General features: G+C 40.2%; 22 protein-coding genes and 1 pseudogene. 19 read left to right on the top strand and 4 right to left on the bottom strand.

The genetic code is table 11. The annotated features are described in order from the left end of the window. On the bottom strand, positions 1-951 hold the full coding sequence (gene pstC, locus KFZ58_RS18215; RefSeq protein ID WP_235792704.1) for a phosphate ABC transporter permease subunit PstC: 951 nt from the start codon (positions 949-951) through the stop codon (positions 1-3). A gap of 95 nt (positions 952-1046) precedes the next feature. Beyond that, a complete protein-coding gene (locus KFZ58_RS18210; RefSeq protein WP_235792703.1) occupies positions 1047-2051 on the bottom strand; it encodes a PstS family phosphate ABC transporter substrate-binding protein in 1005 nt (334 codons plus the stop codon). 283 nt (positions 2052-2334) lie between these two features. Here KFZ58_RS18210 and KFZ58_RS18205 point away from each other — a divergent pair, with 283 nt between their 5' ends. The 10 genes from KFZ58_RS18205 to KFZ58_RS18160 all read left to right on the top strand — a co-directional run bounded on the left by KFZ58_RS18205 (position 2335) and on the right by KFZ58_RS18160 (position 10613). Next, the gene (locus KFZ58_RS18205; protein ID WP_235792701.1) at positions 2335-3468 is read left to right on the top strand and encodes an MFS transporter; all 1134 of its coding nucleotides are present in this window, start codon (positions 2335-2337) and stop codon (positions 3466-3468) included. A gap of 176 nt (positions 3469-3644) precedes the next feature. Continuing rightward, positions 3645-4697: a Delta(5) desaturase DesA gene (gene desA / locus KFZ58_RS18200; protein WP_235792700.1), complete on the top strand. Its 1053-nt coding sequence runs from the start codon at positions 3645-3647 to the stop codon at positions 4695-4697. Between the two features lie 73 nt (positions 4698-4770). Then, positions 4771-5910 (top strand): sensor histidine kinase, encoded by a 1140-nt coding sequence (locus KFZ58_RS18195; protein ID WP_235792699.1) that lies wholly within the window; start codon positions 4771-4773, stop codon positions 5908-5910. Further along, complete coding sequence (locus tag KFZ58_RS18190) at positions 5907-6506, top strand: response regulator transcription factor (RefSeq protein ID WP_235792698.1); 600 nt, start codon at positions 5907-5909, stop codon at positions 6504-6506. The genes KFZ58_RS18195 and KFZ58_RS18190 overlap by 4 nt, the downstream gene beginning before the upstream one ends. Before the next feature lie 128 nt (positions 6507-6634). Then, on the top strand, positions 6635-6943 hold the full coding sequence (locus KFZ58_RS18185; protein WP_235794778.1) for a PadR family transcriptional regulator: 309 nt from the start codon (positions 6635-6637) through the stop codon (positions 6941-6943). A 15-nt stretch (positions 6944-6958) separates the two neighbouring features. Beyond that, entirely contained in the window at positions 6959-8140 is a 1182-nt protein-coding gene (gene chrA / locus KFZ58_RS18180; protein ID WP_235792697.1) for a chromate efflux transporter, read from the top strand. 99 nt (positions 8141-8239) lie between these two features. Beyond that, positions 8240-8389, top strand: a complete 150-nt coding sequence (locus tag KFZ58_RS18175; RefSeq protein WP_235792695.1) for a hypothetical protein — start codon at positions 8240-8242, stop codon at positions 8387-8389. A gap of 220 nt (positions 8390-8609) precedes the next feature. After that, positions 8610-9137: a nucleotidyltransferase family protein gene (locus KFZ58_RS18170; protein ID WP_235794777.1), complete on the top strand. Its 528-nt coding sequence runs from the start codon at positions 8610-8612 to the stop codon at positions 9135-9137. A 75-nt stretch (positions 9138-9212) separates the two neighbouring features. After that, the gene (locus KFZ58_RS18165; protein ID WP_235792694.1) at positions 9213-9455 is read left to right on the top strand and encodes a hypothetical protein; all 243 of its coding nucleotides are present in this window, start codon (positions 9213-9215) and stop codon (positions 9453-9455) included. A 444-nt stretch (positions 9456-9899) separates the two neighbouring features. After that, positions 9900-10613, top strand: a complete 714-nt coding sequence (locus tag KFZ58_RS18160) for a hypothetical protein (RefSeq protein WP_235792692.1) — start codon at positions 9900-9902, stop codon at positions 10611-10613. 315 nt (positions 10614-10928) lie between these two features. Here KFZ58_RS18160 and KFZ58_RS18155 read toward each other — a convergent pair whose 3' ends face one another. Further along, positions 10929-11990, bottom strand: coding sequence for an NAD(P)/FAD-dependent oxidoreductase (locus KFZ58_RS18155; protein WP_235792691.1), 1062 nt, complete (start codon positions 11988-11990; stop codon positions 10929-10931). A gap of 265 nt (positions 11991-12255) precedes the next feature. On the opposite strand from KFZ58_RS18155, the gene KFZ58_RS18150 reads away from it, so the two are divergent. The 7 genes and pseudogenes from KFZ58_RS18150 (at position 12256) to KFZ58_RS18120 (ending at position 16096) form a co-directional block, all read left to right on the top strand. Then, positions 12256-12714 carry a GNAT family N-acetyltransferase gene (locus KFZ58_RS18150; RefSeq protein WP_235792690.1) on the top strand — a complete coding sequence of 153 codons (459 nt, stop codon included), beginning with the start codon at positions 12256-12258 and terminating at the stop codon, positions 12712-12714. Positions 12715-12753: 39 nt separating this feature from the next. After that, the gene (locus KFZ58_RS18145) at positions 12754-13212 is read left to right on the top strand and encodes an ASCH domain-containing protein (protein WP_235792689.1); all 459 of its coding nucleotides are present in this window, start codon (positions 12754-12756) and stop codon (positions 13210-13212) included. Positions 13213-13251: 39 nt separating this feature from the next. Further along, the gene (locus KFZ58_RS18140; RefSeq protein WP_235792688.1) at positions 13252-13710 is read left to right on the top strand and encodes a regulatory YrvL family protein; all 459 of its coding nucleotides are present in this window, start codon (positions 13252-13254) and stop codon (positions 13708-13710) included. Between the two features lie 240 nt (positions 13711-13950). Further along, positions 13951-14178 (top strand): hypothetical protein, encoded by a 228-nt coding sequence (locus KFZ58_RS18135; RefSeq protein WP_235792686.1) that lies wholly within the window; start codon positions 13951-13953, stop codon positions 14176-14178. A gap of 143 nt (positions 14179-14321) precedes the next feature. Next, on the top strand, positions 14322-14507 hold the full coding sequence (locus KFZ58_RS18130; RefSeq protein ID WP_235792685.1) for a hypothetical protein: 186 nt from the start codon (positions 14322-14324) through the stop codon (positions 14505-14507). A 162-nt stretch (positions 14508-14669) separates the two neighbouring features. Further along, positions 14670-15178 (top strand): annotated as a pseudogene (locus KFZ58_RS18125) (DUF3231 family protein). A 129-nt stretch (positions 15179-15307) separates the two neighbouring features. After that, positions 15308-16096, top strand: a complete 789-nt coding sequence (locus tag KFZ58_RS18120) for a carbon-nitrogen family hydrolase (RefSeq protein ID WP_235792683.1) — start codon at positions 15308-15310, stop codon at positions 16094-16096. 46 nt (positions 16097-16142) lie between these two features. Here the strand turns inward: KFZ58_RS18120 and KFZ58_RS18115 are convergent, their stop codons facing one another. Beyond that, positions 16143-16823, bottom strand: a complete 681-nt coding sequence (locus KFZ58_RS18115; RefSeq protein ID WP_235792682.1) for an adenine nucleotide alpha hydrolase family protein — start codon at positions 16821-16823, stop codon at positions 16143-16145. A 566-nt stretch (positions 16824-17389) separates the two neighbouring features. Between KFZ58_RS18115 and KFZ58_RS18110 the strand changes: the two genes are divergently transcribed. Both KFZ58_RS18110 and KFZ58_RS18105 read left to right on the top strand, forming a co-directional pair. Continuing rightward, positions 17390-19804, top strand: a complete 2415-nt coding sequence (locus KFZ58_RS18110) for a Na+/H+ antiporter subunit A (RefSeq protein ID WP_235792681.1) — start codon at positions 17390-17392, stop codon at positions 19802-19804. Continuing rightward, on the top strand, positions 19791-20213 hold the full coding sequence (locus KFZ58_RS18105; RefSeq protein WP_235792680.1) for a Na(+)/H(+) antiporter subunit B: 423 nt from the start codon (positions 19791-19793) through the stop codon (positions 20211-20213). Before KFZ58_RS18110 ends, KFZ58_RS18105 begins: the two co-directional genes overlap by 14 nt. Position 20214: the final 1 nt, after the last annotated feature.

Below are 20214 nucleotides of genomic sequence, written 5' to 3'. Positions count from 1 at the left end.
TTAATATTCCTCCCTGAATTTGCGAGAGATATACCTTGCAAGCAAGTTCATGATTAGTGTAAAAACAAACAGGGTTAAAGCAACAGCATAAAGACTGTAATACATGGTTGTTCCAGTGGAGGCATCGCCACTTGTGATTTCGACAATATAAGAGGTCATTGTCTGCATCGATTGGGTAATGTCAAAGGTGAAATCCTTGGAGCTTCCGCTGGCAATGGTAACAATCATTGTTTCACCGATTGCTCTTGAAATTCCCAGTACAAAAGAAGATATAATTCCAGATAATGCTGCAGGAATAACCACCTTCAGCGATACCTCCAATTTGGTTGCACCAAGCGCAAGTGCTCCCTCCCGCATGGAACCTGGAACAGAAGTCATGGCGTCCTCAGAAAGTGAGGCAATCATTGGTATAATCATTACACCCATAATAATACCGGGACTGAGAATATTAGTTAGTCCAAGACCTGGAATAACTGCCTGCAGGATCGGTGTTAAAAATGTAAAGGCAAAAAAGCCATACACAATGGTAGGTATACCGGCAAGCACTTCCAACAGCGGTTTTAGTGTTCTTCTCATTTTATCTGAGGCGAATTCACTCAGATAAATAGCAGTCATTAACCCAATTGGGCCTGCAACAACCATCGCAATGAGGGTGGAAATAATCGTACCGTTGATCAGTGGCAATATGCCAAACTGGGGGTCTGCACCAAATGGATCCAGTTCGATACCTGTAAAGAAATCCCAAATTGGCACACGTCTGAAGAATTCAATCGCTTCAGAAAGCAATGTGTAGATAATCCCGATAGTTGTCAAAATGGACACAGTTGTGATGAGAAAAAGAAGTGCAGGAACCAGTTTTTCTGTTATATTGGAAAAACTCTTTTTCTGTTTGTTGTTTGCGATCATTTCGCTAACATTAATCTTGTTGTTTTTATTGTTATTATTTGCCATTCTTATAGCTCCTTCTAGCGTCTGTAAAGTGGCAAAGATGAGAGCACTATATGCTCTCATCTTATTGACATTTGCTATAAAACTAAATCAAGTTTTTATTGTTGCAAGGATTCAAGCTCCTCAACCTGTGACTGTATTTCTTCTTCAGGAATTGGTGCGAATCCAGTTTCCCCGGCAAAATCACTAACATTATTCATAACCCAAAGAGCGTAATCCATTACTTGCGGTTTTTCCTGAGCCATTCCAACATTCAAGTAAGTAAACACTGGACGTGTGAAGTTGGCATATGGGCCTTCTTCTCCAATCGTATCAAGGGATGGTTCGACAGCTCCTTCACCGAAGTCAATGCCTACTGCTTGCAGTTGATCCTGGTTGCTTTCATAGTAACCATAGCCGAAGAATCCAATTGAATTCACGTCTTCTGCTACCAGGCTGACCAGTGTGGAATATTCCTGCTGCAGGTTAATATTTTCAGCTAAAGGTTCTTCGCCAAGAATATCTTCATAAAAGAATTCATACGTACCATGGTTTTCGTTTGGACCGTATGTGTTGATTGCTTCATCCGGCCATTCTGAATTAACATCAGACCAGTTCGTATATTCACCAGTAAAGATGCCAATCACTTCATCTTCTGTCAGTTCAGTTGCCCAGTCGTTATCCGGGTGGATTGCGATGGTCAGTCCATCTAATGCTAATTTCATTTCTTGATATTCAATACTATTTTCCTCAGCAGTTGCTTGTTCTTCTTCACTAATGGGACGGGATGCATCGTTGAAGTCTGTTTCTTCATTTAGGAATCTTTCAAATCCGGCGCCAGTTCCTGCGCGACTGACTTCAACTGAAACATTTTGCTGTTCATTTACCATATATTCTTCAGCCATTGTAGACATTAACGGATAAACCGTTCCTGATCCGTCAATAGCAACTTCCCCTTCTAATTCCTCCGATTCGCTGTCACCTTCTGATTCTGCGTTCTCTGAGGATGTATCTTCAGATTCTGTGGTCTCTTCGCCTTCCTCTGCACTCGTTCCTCCACAGGCTACAAGCACCACAGCCAGTGCAGCTATTAGAAGCAAAAATAAAGCCTTCTTGAACCTCATAAACAATTGCCCTCCCTAGGTATCTATTAATTTTAGAGCGTTGTCCGCCCTCAATTGCTAGTATAGTAGACGAATGTTAAGAAGATATGTTGATAATGTAAAGCTTTTGTAAATTTATTGGATGAGAGACCGAACAAAAACAGAACAGTGCCTGTCACGCGCCCGTATTTTGTCGAAACCCGAACGGGCCCCCACCCGTAAATTGTCGGTTTTTGTTAAATTTTATTGTGAGATTTTCTTTCTTGAGTGGTTTATAATAGGTATTGAAAGTGAGGGATTTAGAATGACGAAGGTTTTATATTTTATTATTGTTGTTTCATTTTTAGATACATTTATTCAACTGCCGATTATTACACCATACGCGTTGGAATTAGGGGCCTCTCATTTTATGGCGGGGGCTATTGTTGCTGTTTATTCGCTTACAAATATGATTGGTAATATTTTTGGTGGGCATTGGATTGATTTATTCGGCCGTAAAAAGCTTCTGTTGATCGGTATGCTTAGCGGAGCGGTTATTCTTTTCTTCTATCCATTTGCTGGGACTCCTGAACAGCTTTTCGTAATAAGGCTTCTTCACGGCGTTGCAGGGGGTGTGCTGATACCAGCGGCCTTTGCTTATGTGGGGGATAAGTCAAGGGAAGGATCAAGAGGGAAGTCAATGGCTCTAACCGGTGCTTGTATCGGGATAGCCGCAATTATTGGGCCCGCGGTTGGTGGCATCATGGCCGCAAGAGCGCAGATTGATTATGTGTTCTGGCTCGTTGCTATACTCTTCCTTATCAGCTCTGTATTAATCGTGTACTTTGTTGAAGAATCTTTTTCCTCCAAGGAAAGAAATAAAGTTGTCTTTGGCGATTTTATTCCGCTTTTAAAACAGCCATTGCTGATACAAGCCTCATTAGCTGCTTTTGGGCTTATGGTAAGTAATGGAACATTAGCGTTCGCGCTACCATTAAAGGTAGGGGAAATGGGGCTGGATTCCGCAACAACGGGAATGCTTTTAACGACATTCGGGATTATCGCGATCATTATCTTTGTAAGTCCGACGAATGCCATATATGAAAAATTTCCTCCCATTTATTTAGTGATCACAGGACTGACGGTCATTGGACTCGTGCACCTTTCCCTAAACTTTACGGCGATTCCTTGGGTCAGTTTTCTATTAATGGTGATTTACGGAATTGGATTCGCACTCGTATTTCCTTCGATGAACCAGATTGTCTCAGAGGTATCATCAATGGTTGACCGGGGCAAAGCATATGGTATTTTCTACGCCTTCTTCTCCCTTGGTTCGGTAGCAGGATCTAGCCTATCAGGAGCAACTGCAGAAGTATTTGGCCTGCCATTTACATCTAGCGCAACGATCATGCTGGGGATTGGCGTGATTCTGTTGGTTATGTCTAGGAGAAGAGAATAGGTGCCTGTCACCACCCGAAATATGCCAAAATTTGTCGAATGGATTTCCCGTTAAATATATGACATTTGTCATGTGACATCCTTGACGTTTATGCCTTTTTTGGCTCGTGGTTTATAGCTACAATAAAGATAGAGAATAGTATCACCGAAAATTCCTATCTTTGGAGGATGTATGTTATGAGTAAACAAAAACAGGCGCAATTGAGAAAAAGTGTCATCCCGTTTGCAAGTTCAGATCATCGGATGAGCATCATACAACTGATCAATACGATCATCCCGCTTTTCCTGATTTGGTTTCTTGCATACCAAAGCTTGTCCATTTCCGTATGGCTAACCGTTGCATTAGCAGTCGTTGCTTCCGGATTTGTCGTTCGGACATTCATTATTTTCCATGATTGCACGCACGGGTCATTTTTCAAAAGCAGTAAAGCGAACCGGGTTGTCGGTACGATTACGGGGATTATTACTTTATTTGCTTTTGACAAATGGAAACGAAGCCATGCGATCCATCATGCAACGAGCAGCAACTTGGACAAGCGCGGCACGGGAGATGTATGGGTGATGACGGTGGATGAATATGTTGCTGCATCCTTTTGGGGCAGGCTAGCATATCGCTTGTACCGGACTCCTATTGTTATGTTTGGTCTAGGCCCGATTTACCTTTTCCTGATTTCTAATCGATTTAATCGAAAAGGGGCAAAACGGAAAGAACGCATGAATACGTATTTGATCAATGGTTCTGTCGCTATTATTTATGGACTGCTGATTTGGGCAATCGGCTGGCAGGCATTTTTGATCATTCAGCTGCCGATTCTGTTTGTCGCAGGTGCCGCTGGAATATGGTTATTTTACGTTCAGCACCAGTTTGAGGATTCTTATTTTGAAAATGAGGATGAGTGGGATTTTGTAAAAGCTGCGGTTGATGGAAGTTCCTATTATAAGCTTCCGAAAGTAATGGAATGGCTGACAGGCAGCATTGGCTACCATCACGTGCATCACCTGAGTCCGAGGGTTCCGAACTATAATCTAGAGAAGGCACATGAATCCACGCCGCCACTACAACAGGCAACAACGATTACGCTTGCTTCCAGTTTAAAATCGATTCGTTTCAGGCTTTATGATGAAGCTAATAAATCGTTTGTAAGTTTTTCAGAGGTTAAGGATCTGCTGAGAAAAAGAAATTTGAACCTGGATCTGGGCGAACAAAAGTCAAGCTTTCAGGAAAAATAAATACGAAATGAAATAGCGGCCTCCTGGGGGTCGCTTTTTCTGTTATACTTATCAAAAAGGAGGGGCCCCTACCATGCAAAGCTGGTATCACATCATCCCGAAAAACACCGGGCTCAGCGCCTATGCCTGGATTATATTTTGTGTTTTGCCATTCTATTTCGTCTTTCGTTCGTCAGGAATTTGGGAAATTATTTTCGGTATTGTGATGATTTTATTATTTTTCACGATATACAGGGTCTCCTTTCTTTCCCAAGAATGGACATGGACGGTATATTTATCGGTGAGCTTAAATATGGTAATAAGCATCGTGATGACAGTGCTTCTCGGCTATGTCTATTTTGCGTTGTTTTTAGCCTTTTACATCGGGAATATTCAGCATAAAGGTGGTTTCGTCGCCCTGTACGTGGTTCATCTTGTCACGACGATCGGTGCTGTCAGTGTCGGTTTTTTTACACAGAATGAATATTTCCTATCTCAGTTGCCATTTATCATCATTGCTGTAATCGGTGTTATTCTGCTGCCGTTTACATTATATAATCGGAATAAGCGAGAGAGGCTGGAGGATCAATTAAAGGATGCAAATGAAAAAATTTCCCAATTGGTCGTTGTGGAGGAACGGCATCGGATTGCGCGCGACCTGCATGACACATTGGGGCAAAAGCTTTCCCTCATTGGTTTGAAAAGTGATTTGGCCGGAAAATTAGTGGAAGCAAAACCGGAAACAGTCAAATCGGAACTGCATGATATCCACCAGACGGCAAGAACAGCGTTAAAAGAAGTGCGTGAAATGGTTTCAGATATGAAAGGGGAAAAATTGAAGGATGAAATGATCCGTATCCAGCAAATCCTGCAGGCTGCACAGATCGAATTCCATTTAGAAGGAAATCCGGAGCTTAAATATACGCCACTGCTAACTGAAAATGTGCTTAGCATGTGTTTAAAAGAGGCTGTCACAAATGTTGTCAAGCACAGTCAGGCCGCAAGTTGCAAGGTATCGATTATACAATCTCCTACAGCGCTGATTCTCCAAGTGAAGGATGATGGAATTGGTATCCCTGATCAAATAACGTTTAAGGAAAATGGCCTTCAAGGTATAAAAGAACGCCTGGAATTTGTGAACGGAAGCTTAGGCCTAGATGCTTCAAATGGCACAACCCTGACAATTCAGGTACCGCAAGTTATTCAACAAATGGAGAAGGGGGCATTGTCGTGATTCGCATCGTAATTGCTGAAGACCAGCGCATGCTGCTTGGCGCGCTTGGATCTATACTTGATTTGGAAGAAGATATGGAAGTGGTCGGAAAAGCCAGGAACGGGGAAGAAGCATTGGACGCTGTGAAACGAGAACAGCCTGACATATGCATCATGGACATTGAAATGCCACTCAAAAGCGGACTTGAAGCAGCAGAGGAATTAAAGGATGATGCTTGTAAAGTAATTGTGCTGACTACATTTGCACGTACAGGATATTTTGAACGTGCAAGAGGAGCCGGGGTAAGTGGCTACCTGCTTAAAGACAGTCCAAGTGAAGAGTTGGCCAGTTCTATACGTACGATTATGGATGGCCGGCGCATTTACGCACCGGAATTGGTAGATATGGCATTTGATTATGGAAGCCCGTTGACTAGCCGGGAGGAGCAGGTTATTAAGCTTATTGCTGATGGCAAAACGACAAAAGAAATTGCAAACGAGCTTTTTATCACAAATGGTACTGTTCGCAACTATGTATCCGTGATTTTGGATAAGTTGGATGTGAGCAACCGGATTGAGGCCATCTCAAAGTTTAAGGAGAACGGGTGGTTTAAGTGAGGGTGGCCTTGAAAATATGAAGTAAATGTAAAGTTTAGTAAAAGCTATTGAATTGTAAAATAAAACATGGTACTTTATCAATATCGGGTTTCGATATTGGATTTCGATAACGGAAAGAAGGGATCAAGCTGGAAGACAAAATATTAAGAAAGCTCTTCTTAGGATTCATACAAATACACATCCTGCATCACGCAAAGGAGCACCCTATCTATGGTGCTTGGATGCATGAAGAGCTAGAGGGGCACGGATATGAAATCAGCGCAGGGACACTATATCCAATCCTTCACAATATGGAATCAGACGGACTTTTGCTGAAAGAAGAGCGAAACGTAGATGGGAAAATAAGAAAGTATTATACAGCAACGAGCAAAGGGGAAGAAATTCTTGAACAAGCCCGGGCAAAGGCGTATGAATTATTTAAAGAGATAAAAGATTAGAGGGGCGGTGTAAACATGAATAATAAATTGAAAACATGGCTGGAAATCTTAATTGTTTCTACCAGACTTGGATTAACTTCATTTGGTGGACCTATAGCACATTTAGGATATTTTCACGAAGAATATATCCGCAGACGAAAGTGGATGGACGAAAAGGGGTACGCAGATTTAGTTGCGCTCTGTCAGTTTCTGCCTGGCCCTGCCAGCAGTCAGGTTGGAATTGGCATCGGTATTATGCGTGGGGGCATAGTTGGAGGAATGATCTCCTTTCTAGGCTTTACACTGCCATCTGTTATTGCACTTATTATATTCGCTTCCCTTCTTCATACGTTCAATATAGCAGATGCAGGATGGATAAATGGATTGAAGATAGTTGCTGTCGTCGTTGTTGCCCATGCAGTCCTGGGTATGGCCAAAAAACTAACGCCTGACTTGCAACGAAAAACAATTGCTTTATTTGCTTTGATAGTTACGTTACTATGGCAAACAGCTTACACCCAGATTGGTGTCATCTTACTGGCGGGGGTTGTCGGTTTTCTTGTTTATCGCCAGCACACCCAACAAGAAGAACAAGTCGTTTCCCATTTTCCGATTTCACGTCGTATAGGTTATATTAGTTTAACGTTATTTTTTGGATTACTAATATTTCTTCCTATATTACGAAATCTTACATCCGTCGAATGGGTTGCCTTATTTGATAGTTTTTATCGCTCCGGTTCGCTTGTATTTGGTGGAGGTCATGTCGTCCTGCCTTTACTGGAACAGGAATTTGTTCCTGCAGGTTGGCTTAGTGAACAGGAATTTCTAGCAGGATACGGCGCCGCTCAAGCAGTTCCCGGACCATTATTTACATTTGCAGCATATATTGGTGCAGTCATTAACGGCTGGCAAGGCGGTCTATTTGCGACCTTTGCCATCTTCCTGCCTGCATTCCTTCTCATACTAGGCACACTGCCATTTTGGGACGCTCTGCGCAGTAACCCGAAAATCAAAGGTGCATTAATCGGGGTAAATGCTTCCGTTGTAGGTATCTTAATCGCTGCACTTTACAACCCAATTTGGACCAGTTCGATTCATGAGCCAATTGATTTTGCACTGGCAGCAATTTTATTCAGTATGTTGGTTTATTGGAAGCTTCCGCCATGGGTTATTGTGGTGACAGGTGCTTTGGGTGGGTTGTTGATAGCTTATATATAGCCCATGTTTAGTGATCTGGTTCAAACATAACCTTACGAATAAAAACCCCAATAAATCAAAAACTAACTTCTAATCATATATAAAGGGGTTCTGATAAATATGGTCAACAAAGGAAAAGAGTTCAATAATATGTTTAAGAAAAATGAACAAAGCGGCGAACACCGTAACGGGCGGAAGAGTCAATTTAAAAATAGTAATACCCAAGGCGGAGAGGAACCGAACGAGTATATTAGCAAAAAGGATGAATAAGGTCGATTAGCGGTGTGGTTTCCATAAAATCACATCGCTTTTTATTTTTTCGGAGAGGCGATAATTCTTGCAAGTAATTCTGAATATTTATGTTAGAATGATTGTATCTAATATGAATGAATATACTTAGTAACTAAGTTCTGTTGAAGATGGATCAGGGGTGATTTTTATAATAATTGATAGAGAAAAAATCATCTCTCTTATTAAAGAAGATGAATGGATGATGGATATATTACTATCCGCAAAATCATTGAATTTACCTGATTGGTGGATATGCGCTGGATTTGTTCGTTCAAAAATATGGGATACATTACATAATTTTAGTGAAAGAACACCGCTTCCGGATATTGATGTCATTTATTTTGAACCTGAAAATAGTAATGAATTTGAGGAAAAGAAACTTGAAGAAATGCTTAGGATTCTTATCCCTGACACTCCCTGGTCTGTGAAAAATGAAGCAAGAATGCATATTAATAACAATATCCACCCTTATACCTCTTCCGTTGATGCTATTTCTAAGTTTCCAGAAACAGCGACAGCTTTAGGAGTAAGATTAGATGAAAAAGATAACGTGATTTTAATAGCTCCTTATGGAATTAGCGATCTTGTCCATTTAGAGGTGAAGCCTACCCCATTTTTTACAGAGGATAAACAACGTCTGCATATTTACGAAGACCGCATAACAAAAAAGAATTGGAAATCGACTTGGAATAAACTAAAAGTGTTTCATACCGATACTTCTGATTAGGCTAAATATATACTTCCGATAGAGGAGCTGCCCCAACGGATATGAAAGATATTAACTTAACAAGGATGGGTTTTAATGTTTATATTCGACCGAATGGATAATTTCTTGGCACATAGCACTGATAATTTTATTTTATTCATTTTGATCGGGATACTAGTCGCCTTAAGTTCGTTGATTATTTATGGAATATATATGAAGAAGATACGAAATGGTGATGATCATACATTGTTGCTCAAATTCCGCATAGAGAGACAGATGTTCTATGCATTGTTACTTTCGCTTGTCTTTTTTCTTTTCTTTGTACCAAGTGAATCGTAATTTTACAGGCAGTATATGTTTTTGCCTATTATAATCTCAATAGTAGTTGGAGCAATATCGTCATTCTATATGTATAGAGAACACATTCACAGCGTTACGCAATGAAATGACCGATAAAACTCGAGGACCTGTGTTTCTAATGATCAATTATTATAAAAAAGAATGCCGCAATCGGATGCTAGTCAGGAATAAATACTATCCTGGAATTGGCAGGTTTCTGGAAGATCAAGGTAGAATATAATCAAACTTTATTCCAAAGCAAACATTTCAACAAATAAATGATGATTTTAAAATTACAAGGTACGTTCCTACAAGAAACTAGGAGCGTTTTTTCTTATTGGGACTGATTATGAATAAAATTCGGCTTGTTTCCCTCATTTATCTCCCAGAATTGGAAATGCTAAAAGACGAAGTAAATTTCAAACGAGAAAGGACGGTTACAAGATGAGAAAAATTTCATTTATACTTGCTGCAATGGTGCTTTCACTCGGGATTATGGGGCAGGGTTCGGTTTCTGCTGATTCCCATGATGAGGTATGGAAGTCAGAGGAGAAGGATGATAAGAAGGGGCACGGAAAGATAGGCTTTTTTAAAAGTGAGGCGTTTTTAAAGTATCAAGCAGAGGAACTTGGTGTTGATGCGGAAGGAAAAGACGTGAAAGACTTAAAAAAAGAAGTAAAGGAAGCTAAGGTAGAGCAAGCAGCTGAAGAAATGGATATGGAGACAGAGGGAAAAGATTTCAAAGAGCTTGCAAAAGAAGTACATCATCAAAAAGTGAAGGAAAAAGCTGAAGAAATGAGCATCGAAACGGAAGGGAAAGAACCGGAGGAATTAGCTAAAGAAGTCCAGGAAGAAAGGCTGAAAGAAAGAGCGAATGACTTAGATATCGCTACAGAAGGAAAAGATCTTGAAACACTGCAAAAGGAAGTTTTCGAAACAGCCGTCAAATACGAGGCAACGATTTTGGGCATTGACACAGAAGGGAAAGAATGGATTGACGTCCATAAAGAAGTTCAAGAGGTGAAAGTGATACAATCTGCAGAACAATTGCGCATCAATACCAAAGACAAAGATCCGCAGCAACTCTTTGACGAAATAATCACAGACCATGCAGACGAAGCTAAAAAGCAAAAACTATTTCCATTTGATAAAAAGTGACAGGCACGACCCGAAATTTGTCGTATTTTGTCAAATCAGGGGGTGGGCTCTTGGTTACCATTCAAGAGCCCTAAGGATATATAAAAACATTCATTTTCTGCGATTGTTATAATTCTAGTTACAGCATATACAAAAGGACAGCTCCAAGACAGACACTTACTTTAGCAAGCAATCGCATTGTACACCTCCAGATAAGCTGTGTTATTTTCTACTTAAAGTGTACTATATTTGTTTTAAGACAGTGCTAAGAGCAAGTTAATTTTATGTAAAGTTACAAAAGAGCCACAATCTCACTCTGAGATCATGGCTCTTAAATTAATGCCGCTTATTCAACCAAAGTACACCGGACTTGGCCAGCCGAGGCAGGTATCCTGTTACTGATTTTTGCATCATGTTTCCAAACCCATCTGACTTTCCTAAGGATCCGAGTGTTCCTTTAAGTTTTATTTCTTTTGGCTTCGCTGGCTTTTTATCTTGCAATACAGCCAGCAACACCTCAGCGACTTGTTCCCCCTGCTGTCCTGCTAGTTGTGCGCTCGGTGAATGAACAGATGAAGCACAGTCGCCAACCACATAGATATTTTCTTGTCCTGGTACTTGGTAATAATCATTCACCACAATTTTTTCTTGCTCGTCTTTTTCAAGTGGCAATTCCCTTACTAAATAATTCGGTCGTACGCCTGCTGTCCAAATCGTGACATCATCTATGTAACATACACCTTTGTTGCAAACGCCTTGCTTCTCTACATATTCCACGCTGGAGCGGTGGAAGACGTCAACATCATTTTTTACAAACCAATCCTGCACGTACTCCTGAATTTTTGTATCAAATGCCTTTAATACAGATTCCCCCCGGTCCAGTAGTCTGATATTTAGATCTTTTCTACTTTCCCTAATTTCAGAAGCGACTTCGATACCGCTCAGGCCTGCACCAACGATGGTAACTTTTCCATAGGCATCTAGATTCCCCACTGCAAGACCCGTCCTCCTGGCTTTGGCGAATGTTTGTACACTATGTGTGAATTCCGCTGCACCTTCAACTCCGTGATAATCATCCTCACATCCCAGTCCAATCACCAGGTAATCATAAAGAATCGGATAGCTCTGTTCTCTCACCAAAATTTGCTGATTTTCGGTATCAATTTTTGTGATTTCTCCATAAGCATAGTTCACTCGTTTATCATCGGGAAAACTCACGCGTACATCCGTTTCCGCTGAGGTTCCTGCCGCAATCGTATAAAATTCTGTTTTCACGGAATGGTATGGATTTCGATCAATAATTGTAATATGTATGTCCTCAGGCAGCTGATGGTTCAGTAATCCCGTCAAAATATTAAGCCCACCATAACCCCCACCTAAAATGACTAATCTTTTCATAACAAAACCCCCATTACTAATGATCTATGTAAAAACGCTTACCCTCCTAAGAGTAACAAAAAATCGCAGCTTTAACTACCCAGAACTGAATAATTTAAAGCATGGCGACAGTTCCTTTGCTGATTGATATTGATTTTCATACCAATTTTTCTATGGGCTCATAATTTGGAAATTAATTTAAAAATAATTTGAAGGTTATGTTAAAATAAATGGAGATTGTGAGGAAATGTATTCGAGTAAGGGAAAAATATAAGGAGAGAAGAAAATGGACATTAATTTACAAAAAATGAATGCTGTTGAATTTCAGCAATATCATAGTTATGCAATTAAAAACTTTGCAAACGAACAAATGAAGTCTGGTAATTGGGAACAACACGAGGCAATGATCAAGGCAAAACAAGAATATGAAAAGCTCTTACCTGCAGGAGAGAAAACGGTACACAACTATTTATTTACTATTCGTGACGGTGATCAAGAAGTTGGTATGATTTGGCTCACGCAACGAACAAATGAAAAAGGGTTTATTTATGACATCAATATTTGGAAAGGCAACCAGGGTAAGGGTTACGGTAAGCAAGCAATGAAGGAAATTGAAACCGTAGCTAAAAAGATAGGATTGGTAAGTATAGGGCTTCACGTCTTCGGCCACAACAAAATAGCATGGTCCTTATATGAGAAATTAGGGTACATCGAAACGAATATAAATATGGAGAAGATGTTATAATTTAAAATGATTAGATAGATAGAAAGCAGGTTGATAGATATGAGCAATGATTCGATTAACAAAATGTGGGAAGATTATCGAAAAATGAACCCAATTGCACCGAAAGATTATGAAGCTTGGGCATTTGGTGATTCAAAGGAAATGGCTGATGAGCTTGCAAAATTAGTGTTAGAAGGAACGAAAACAGCAACAGCGTCAAATTATAATTTATATGAATTAGATAATGAGGAATTACCATACGTCGGTCTTCACAATATTATCCTCGATGGGGATGGGAAAGCTGTTGCAATAGCAGAAACTGTATCAGTAGAAGTGGTTCCTTTTGATGAAGTTACGGCAGAATTCGCGTATTTGGAAGGTGAAGGTGATCGTACATTAGATTATTGGCGCGAAGTTCACGAAGCCTTCTTTAAAAAAGAATTTCATCATATAGATCAGGAGTTTCATGACAAAATCCCTGTTGTTTGTGAAAGGTTTAAGCTGTTATATAAAAAGTAACATGTATTATCTGAAGGGAGTAAAAGGAGAAACACATCTATGCCTGAACATAAAAATAATTCATTTCGTGATATGAATAAAAAAGAAAAAGCGGCAACAGTTGCTGGAATAGCGCTTCTCATCATCTTTGTGGTTGGCTTTGTATTGGGGATTTATTTTTTTGGAATAACGGGGATCTTTATGCTGCTCGGCGTTGAGTATGAATCTATTTGGTCATTGATTGTTTTTGTTGTCAGTTACGTGATTTTAGGCGTCATCGTCGAACTGTTTTCCAAACCAATTTTCAAGCTGCTCGTCAAAAATATAAAAGGGAAAATAGAGATACTTTGGACCAGACTCAGCATTGAAGGCGCAACGAACTGGATGGTCTTGTTCACAGTGGATGAGTTTATGCAAAGCATTACACTTTCCCTGGAAACAGAGATTATTGCTGCATTGATAATTGCCGTAATAGAAATGGTTTTTGATCGTGATAAGGAGTGGCACAATAGGAATTGACTATGGGTCAGGTTGTATGTAATAACTCATGATGTGGTTGCACAGATTAGGGGCATATATATTCTTAAAGTAATAGCCGCGTTTTTAGCTCCTTTGGTATTGTCTTTGTTCTTCATTATACATAATATATTTAATAGGATTATCATACATAACGATTCTCTAATTTTTTCTATTGATGGTTTATTATTTGTTTATATTTATGCTTTGCCCGCTTTTCTCTTGGTTGGAGTACTTACGTCTATGCTTATAGAACGCATTAATAAAGGTATACGATGGTTTAATTATATCTTATCAGGAGGTATTGCGGGTGGAACTTTAGTTTTTATTAATTCAGTTATTAGTAGGGAAGATTTTGTATTTAATATAGAATGGATTCTAGCATGTATGATAGCAGGATTATCCTACTACCTAGCACTAAGATTTTTGGAAGTGAAGGAACAGAGGCTGCAGGAGGGAGAAGAGAATTAAACGGATTTGGAAATGCAAGAATCGTAGTTACAATTAAAAAATAATTCCTAGCTCTTATTGGCCTATATGGTGCAAAATGTTACACCGGAGATTCACTTATTGTATCTAAAAACAGATTTGTTTTACAGGAGGTAGATAATTCAATGAATATTAAGAAGAACATTATCCTGAGCACTGTAGGGATAATATTTTGTTTTATTTTGTTTGCTGTAAGCATGTTGTCTGTTGAAAAAAATGATTTCCTTGTTCTATCAGGGATTATGGGGCTTAGTGGTATGAGTTACTTTGTATTCAGTATGGTAACGAGAGCATTGGAAAATAAAAAATAGTGGTATGTCGCTTCTAATGGATGCTTTATTAGATGATAGCATGTTAGCCATCACATTAATACATCTCTAACTCAAATCCCATGCATAAAACCCCAATACAAACAAACCCTAAATCTGTGCATGAAAAACAGCGGCACAACTATAACTATGAGGAGGGTTTGAATGGGAGTTTTAGATGGAAATCCGACAGATGAGCCGATGCATTATGGTGAGGTTTTTGGTGTATGGTCAACATTACTGGCAACCAACGGGATGATTGCGGCACATCAAATACATCTTAACCATACAGGCGATCAGGATTTGGCTAATTTAATTCAGGAGTCTATTCAACAGGCTCAGCGGGATGTGAAAGAAATAGAGAGCCTGTTAAAAGATAATGGTATCGGTCTCCCCCGGCACCTCCAGAGCGTCCTAAGGCGCAAGTCGAGGACATTCCAGCAGGGGCTCGCATGCAGGATAAGGAAATTGCTGCTTCCCTGTCAGCGGAAGTTGCTGCAGGACTCGTTTCATGCAGTACAATGATGGGTAAATCCATTCGGGAAGACATCATTGCGATGTACGGGCAGTTTCATACACAGAAGGCGGCTATGGGCGGAAAACTTCTCAGGCTCAATAAACAAAAGGGTTGGTTAGTACCCCCGCCACTACATCACAAGCCAGCAAATAACTAAAACAGAAAGAGTGGACTGCTTCATCGTCTGCTCTTTTTATTTGGGCAGCTTTTCAACGGCCGTTTTTTTACAATTGCGGTAATTAACGATACAATATAATTAGACAGTTCAAACGGGGGAGGCAATCAGATGAAACATGCGGTTTATCAAATGGATATCATAGCGGGAGATCCGGGGGCGAATCGGCTGAAGGTTGAAAAATGGGTGAATCGGACGGTGAAGGAAGAGCAACCTGACATTATCGTACTTCCGGAAATGTGGACGACAGGCTATACATTAGCGGAACTTGAGAAACTAGCAGATGTGGATGGGGAGCCGACAACTTCCTTTTTAAAAAATATGGCTTCTAGACATAACATCAATATCATCGGTGGATCTATCGCTAATAAGAAAGAGGACGGAATCTATAATTCTAGCATCGTAATTGACGACCGAGGCAATGTGATCTATCAATATGACAAAATCCATCTTGTCCCCATGCTGGATGAACCGCGCTATTTAACAGGCGGCAAAGAGAAGGTGCAGGTTTTCGAATTAGGTGGGGTGAAAATGGGACTGATTATTTGCTATGACCTTCGTTTTCCTGAATTGGCCAGAAGTTTGGCACTGCAGGACGTGCAAATTTTATATGTAGTTGCCCAGTGGCCAACCGCTAGAAAAGAACATTGGAAGGCATTGCAGGTAGCTAGAGCAATCGAGAATCAAATGTATGTGGTTTCCAGCAATCGTATCGGCAGCTATGATGGGGTTGATTTTTCCGGAAATTCCATGGTTATCGATCCATGGGGTAATGTTTTGAAGGCTGGCAGTGGAACAGAGGAAGAGACAATCGTGGAAACACTCTCGTTGGAACTCGTTCCTAAAATCAGGAAGGATGTACCGATATTTTCAAGCAGAGTTCCTAAACTATATGAATGAAAAATAAGGCTACCTTTAGCGTGTGCGCATAAGGTAGCCAATCCATTTATTTTATATTTGGTGGTTCTTTCATTAATGCTGTTACGTTGTCCTCTGTTACATGAACCTGGCACGTTTTTCCCTCGTTATTTACGAATTTAAACACGCCATTGTTAAAATCGGTTCCGATTTCTTTATAGAAAATACCTTCATAGAGGTTGTTTTTCGATCTTGTAAAACTAAGTCGATAGCCGTCATCGTCCTGCCGGAGGAAGCCGCGCACACCCTTTTCGTAGGTGGTATCATTCGCATTCGCGCTTTTTAACGTCCGATCGGTGGACACGATATGGATATCAATAAATGTCATTTGGCGCAAGAGAACATTGACAAATGAGCCTTTTGTTATTTCTTCCCATCTGTTTTGCGGACTTTGGCCTATCACAATTTGCGTTATATTGTGATTATGCGCTACTTCTTTGATCGCTTTGACAGATGATCGCTTTTCATTGTCACGAATAATAAATTCATCCACATCCAGTTCTTCGCATAATTCCTTCCAGCGATCGACATATCCGGATTTTTCCGCATCGAACTCATCATATGGAAGTGGGTCGACGGTTAACACATATAACGGACAGTCGACGATTTGAGCCAACTTGTGGCCACGTTTAATTAATCTTTCACCATTTGGACCGTAATACACACAAACCAGGATGCTTTCATCCATACGTCCTTTTATTCTTTTCATGACGGCAATCACCTCTTTAATTGTTCATGTAATTCACCCCGCAAATTAGTGCGAGTGTGTGCATCAAACTTAAATATTGTAACACGATAATAATGGTTGTCAATCCCTTATGCTACAGAAATTTTTCAAGGAGTATAATTCCCTCATTTTCATATATCATATATCATAGTCGATGTTTATCAAAATTACTATAGAAAAGGGTAAATTGGAATAAAATAGCTTTAGAAATGCATTGAAAGTTTGTTTCATGTATAATTAACTTGTTAGGCTTTCGTTGATCTTATGTTTAGCATGTGATTGAAGTGGAATCCCACTATACACTATTATCACATGCGTTCTGCATAAATGAGTGATACTCCTGCAATATCCCTATTTAAATAGCTAGGGATCCATCATGCATTTTCCCACACAGGAAGTCAAGGTCAAATGGTTGCATATGACATGATTATCATATCTTTTCATCATATGCCACCGACTATCCATTGTTAACGAGTACCATAATAGGAAGTTACTTAGATTATCATTACGCCACCCACAAGCCCTTAGTTTGAAATGGAGGTTAGAATTTGTTATCTGTGAATTTGGCAATCATTATCCCATTTCTTATTGCCATCATTATTCCGTTTATTAATAAAAAATTTAGACGAATCCATATCGGCTGGTTTGTTCTTCTTGTTCCTGCTGGATTATTTATCGCCTTAGCAAGCTATATTCCATCTATAGCAAATGGACAGACATTCGAGAATACCATCCATTGGATCCCGACCTTTGGTGTCAACTTCACCACCTATCTTGATGGACTCAGCTTGATATTTGGTCTTTTAATCACTGGTGTAGGTGCACTTGTTGTACACTATTCCATCTACTATTTATCTTCAAAAGAATCACTGAATCACTTTTATATTTATTTATTACTATTTATGGGGGCTATGCTTGGGGTTGTATTTTCAGACAACATCATGATTTTATATGTGTTCTGGGAATTAACAAGTATTTCATCTTTCTTATTAATTGCTTTTTGGTATCACAGGAAAAGATCGAGAGAGGGCGCGCAGAAGTCGCTTTTAATTACGGTTGCCGGTGGATTTGCAATGCTGGTTGGCTTTATCATGCTTTACGTGATGACAGGTACTTTCAGTGTTCGTGAAATCATATCCATAATCCCGGATTATACGGATCATGCGCTCTTTATACCTGCGATGCTGCTGATTTTGCTTGCTGCTTTTACTAAATCGGCACAATTTCCGTTCCATATCTGGCTGCCTGATGCGATGGAAGCACCAACGCCTGTCAGTGCGTATTTGCATTCAGCAACAATGGTAAAAGCAGGGATTTATTTGGTCGCTCGTTTCACACCGGTTTTCGGCGGGGATGCGGTCTGGTTTTGGCTCGTTACAGGTGTAGGGATTCTAACACTGTTCTGGGGCGCTTTTAATGCCGTGAAGCAGACGGATCTTAAAGCGCTGCTGGCTTATTCAACAATCAGCCAGCTGGGAATGATTATGAGTATGTTTGGTATGGGTTCTGCTGCGCTTCATAATGGCTATTCGGCAGATTCCGTTATTTATACACAGGCCACGTTTGCGGCGCTTTTTCATCTTGTTAACCACTCTACCTTTAAAGGTGCGCTTTTCATGGTTGTCGGGATTGTCGACCATGAAGTGGGGACAAGGGACATTCGCAAGCTTGGCGGGTTAGTTACGTTAATGCCGATAACATTTACGATGGCTACGATAGGAAGCCTCTCCATGGCTGGCCTGCCGCCTTTTAATGGTTTCCTGAGTAAGGAAATGTTCTTTACCGTTGCCTTAAACGTAATGGAATTGAACATTTTCTCATTGGAAACATGGGGAGCTCTTATACCAATTTTAGGCTGGGTGGCAAGTGTTTTAACATTTGTTTACTGTTTGATCATTGTATTTAAAACATTTCTTGGCCCTTACCAGGAGGAAAAATTGGAGCGGCCTGCACAGGAGCCACCTGGAGGGATGCTAGTTGGGCCTGGTGTCCTTTCACTTCTTGTTGTAGGTATTTTCTTCTTTCCGAATATACTCGGAGATAATTTACTCAGACCTGCGATGAACGGTATTTTTCCGGAGTTTGCTCGTCAAGAAGGAAGCCTGGGTATAGAGATCTATGCATGGCATGGATTTAATTTGGAGTTATTTATGACTATCGCAATCGTGATTCTTGGAACATTGTTGTTTGTCACGCTGCGCCGCTGGAGAGGTATTTACAGCCTGTTCCCGGAAAATTGGACGTTTAATACCTTGTACAATTTTTCCCTTTATCAATTAGAGGAAAAATCATATCCGGTAACTCGTTCTTATATGACAGGCTTCCTTCGCGATTACTTGGTATATATCTATCTTTTCTTTGTAATGGTAGTAGGAGGAGCAATTATTTTTACAGGCGCCTTTTCTTTCGATATATCGGATGATCTTCCAATTACGAGGTATGAGTGGATTATTGCGATTGCCATGATGGTAGCTGCAATTGCTATTCTTTTTGCCAAGTCACGTTTAACCGCCATCATCCTTAATGGGGTACTCGGATATTCCATTGCATTGTTCTTTGTTTTATTCCGTGCGCCCGACCTGGCACTAACACAGCTCGTGATTGAAACGGTCACCACTGTATTATTTTTGGTATGTTATTATTTCTTGCCGGAATGGAAAAAGGAAAATTCTCCGAGACGATCAAAATCACTCAATGCCATTATTGCGATTGGTGTTGGAAGTGTGTTCACAGCGGTTGCGCTTGCTGTACAGAACGGAAGGTTATTTGAAACAATATCAGGCTACTTTGAAAATGCATATGAATTAGCTGGTGGAAACAATATTGTAAATGCCATTTTAGGTGATTTCCGTGCTTTTGATACGATGCTTGAAGTTGTCGTCCTTCTTATAGCAGGGATCGGTGTCTACACCATGATCAAGCTGAAAGCTGGGAAGGAGGATAAGAACGTTGAAGATCAATAATGTTATCCTTCGAGCTGTTACGAAAATTGTCGTATTTATTATATTAACCTTGGCCGTGTATTTATTTTTATCCGGGCATAACAACCCGGGAGGCGGATTTGTTGGAGGGCTTGTTTTGGCCTCTGCTTTCGTCTTACTGTTTATCGTCTTTGATATTGAAACGATTCAAAAGGCGGTTCCTTTTGATTTTAAAAAAATTGCTGCATTAGGTGCTTTTATTGCAGTGGCGACCGGATTTGGTTCGCTTTTATTCGGTGAACCTTTCCTGAGCCAGGCTTTTGACTATTTTGACCTTCCTATCTTCGGCGAAACGGAACTGGCGACAGTCACTCTTTTTGAAGCTGGTGTTGCACTGGCGGTCGTAGGTGTTGTTGTAACAATTATTTTAAGTATTAGTGAGGATGTGTAAT

Origin of the sequence: Virgibacillus sp. NKC19-16 (assembly GCF_021560035.1) — a bacterium.
Lineage (GTDB): Bacteria > Bacillota > Bacilli > Bacillales > Amphibacillaceae > Virgibacillus_L > Virgibacillus_L salidurans.
This window is presented reverse-complemented; position numbering and strand designations above follow the sequence as displayed.

Coding starts and splice junctions, on each gene's coding strand:
- KFZ58_RS18170 (WP_235794777.1), top strand. CDS start 8,610: ATGATGGATATATTACTATCCGCAAAATCATTGAATTTACCTGATTGG.
- pstC (WP_235792704.1), bottom strand. CDS start 951: ATGGCAAATAATAACAATAAAAACAACAAGATTAATGTTAGCGAAATG.
- KFZ58_RS18145 (WP_235792689.1), top strand. CDS start 12,754: ATGAGCAATGATTCGATTAACAAAATGTGGGAAGATTATCGAAAAATG.
- KFZ58_RS18175 (WP_235792695.1), top strand. CDS start 8,240: ATGGTCAACAAAGGAAAAGAGTTCAATAATATGTTTAAGAAAAATGAA.
- KFZ58_RS18135 (WP_235792686.1), top strand. CDS start 13,951: ATGCTTATAGAACGCATTAATAAAGGTATACGATGGTTTAATTATATC.
- KFZ58_RS18195 (WP_235792699.1), top strand. CDS start 4,771: ATGCAAAGCTGGTATCACATCATCCCGAAAAACACCGGGCTCAGCGCC.
- KFZ58_RS18120 (WP_235792683.1), top strand. CDS start 15,308: ATGAAACATGCGGTTTATCAAATGGATATCATAGCGGGAGATCCGGGG.
- KFZ58_RS18160 (WP_235792692.1), top strand. CDS start 9,900: ATGAGAAAAATTTCATTTATACTTGCTGCAATGGTGCTTTCACTCGGG.
- KFZ58_RS18165 (WP_235792694.1), top strand. CDS start 9,213: ATGTTTATATTCGACCGAATGGATAATTTCTTGGCACATAGCACTGAT.
- KFZ58_RS18205 (WP_235792701.1), top strand. CDS start 2,335: ATGACGAAGGTTTTATATTTTATTATTGTTGTTTCATTTTTAGATACA.
- KFZ58_RS18210 (WP_235792703.1), bottom strand. CDS start 2,051: ATGAGGTTCAAGAAGGCTTTATTTTTGCTTCTAATAGCTGCACTGGCT.
- KFZ58_RS18150 (WP_235792690.1), top strand. CDS start 12,256: ATGGACATTAATTTACAAAAAATGAATGCTGTTGAATTTCAGCAATAT.
- chrA (WP_235792697.1), top strand. CDS start 6,959: ATGAATAATAAATTGAAAACATGGCTGGAAATCTTAATTGTTTCTACC.
- KFZ58_RS18130 (WP_235792685.1), top strand. CDS start 14,322: ATGAATATTAAGAAGAACATTATCCTGAGCACTGTAGGGATAATATTT.
- KFZ58_RS18155 (WP_235792691.1), bottom strand. CDS start 11,990: ATGAAAAGATTAGTCATTTTAGGTGGGGGTTATGGTGGGCTTAATATT.
- KFZ58_RS18140 (WP_235792688.1), top strand. CDS start 13,252: ATGCCTGAACATAAAAATAATTCATTTCGTGATATGAATAAAAAAGAA.
- KFZ58_RS18115 (WP_235792682.1), bottom strand. CDS start 16,823: ATGAAAAGAATAAAAGGACGTATGGATGAAAGCATCCTGGTTTGTGTG.
- desA (WP_235792700.1), top strand. CDS start 3,645: ATGAGTAAACAAAAACAGGCGCAATTGAGAAAAAGTGTCATCCCGTTT.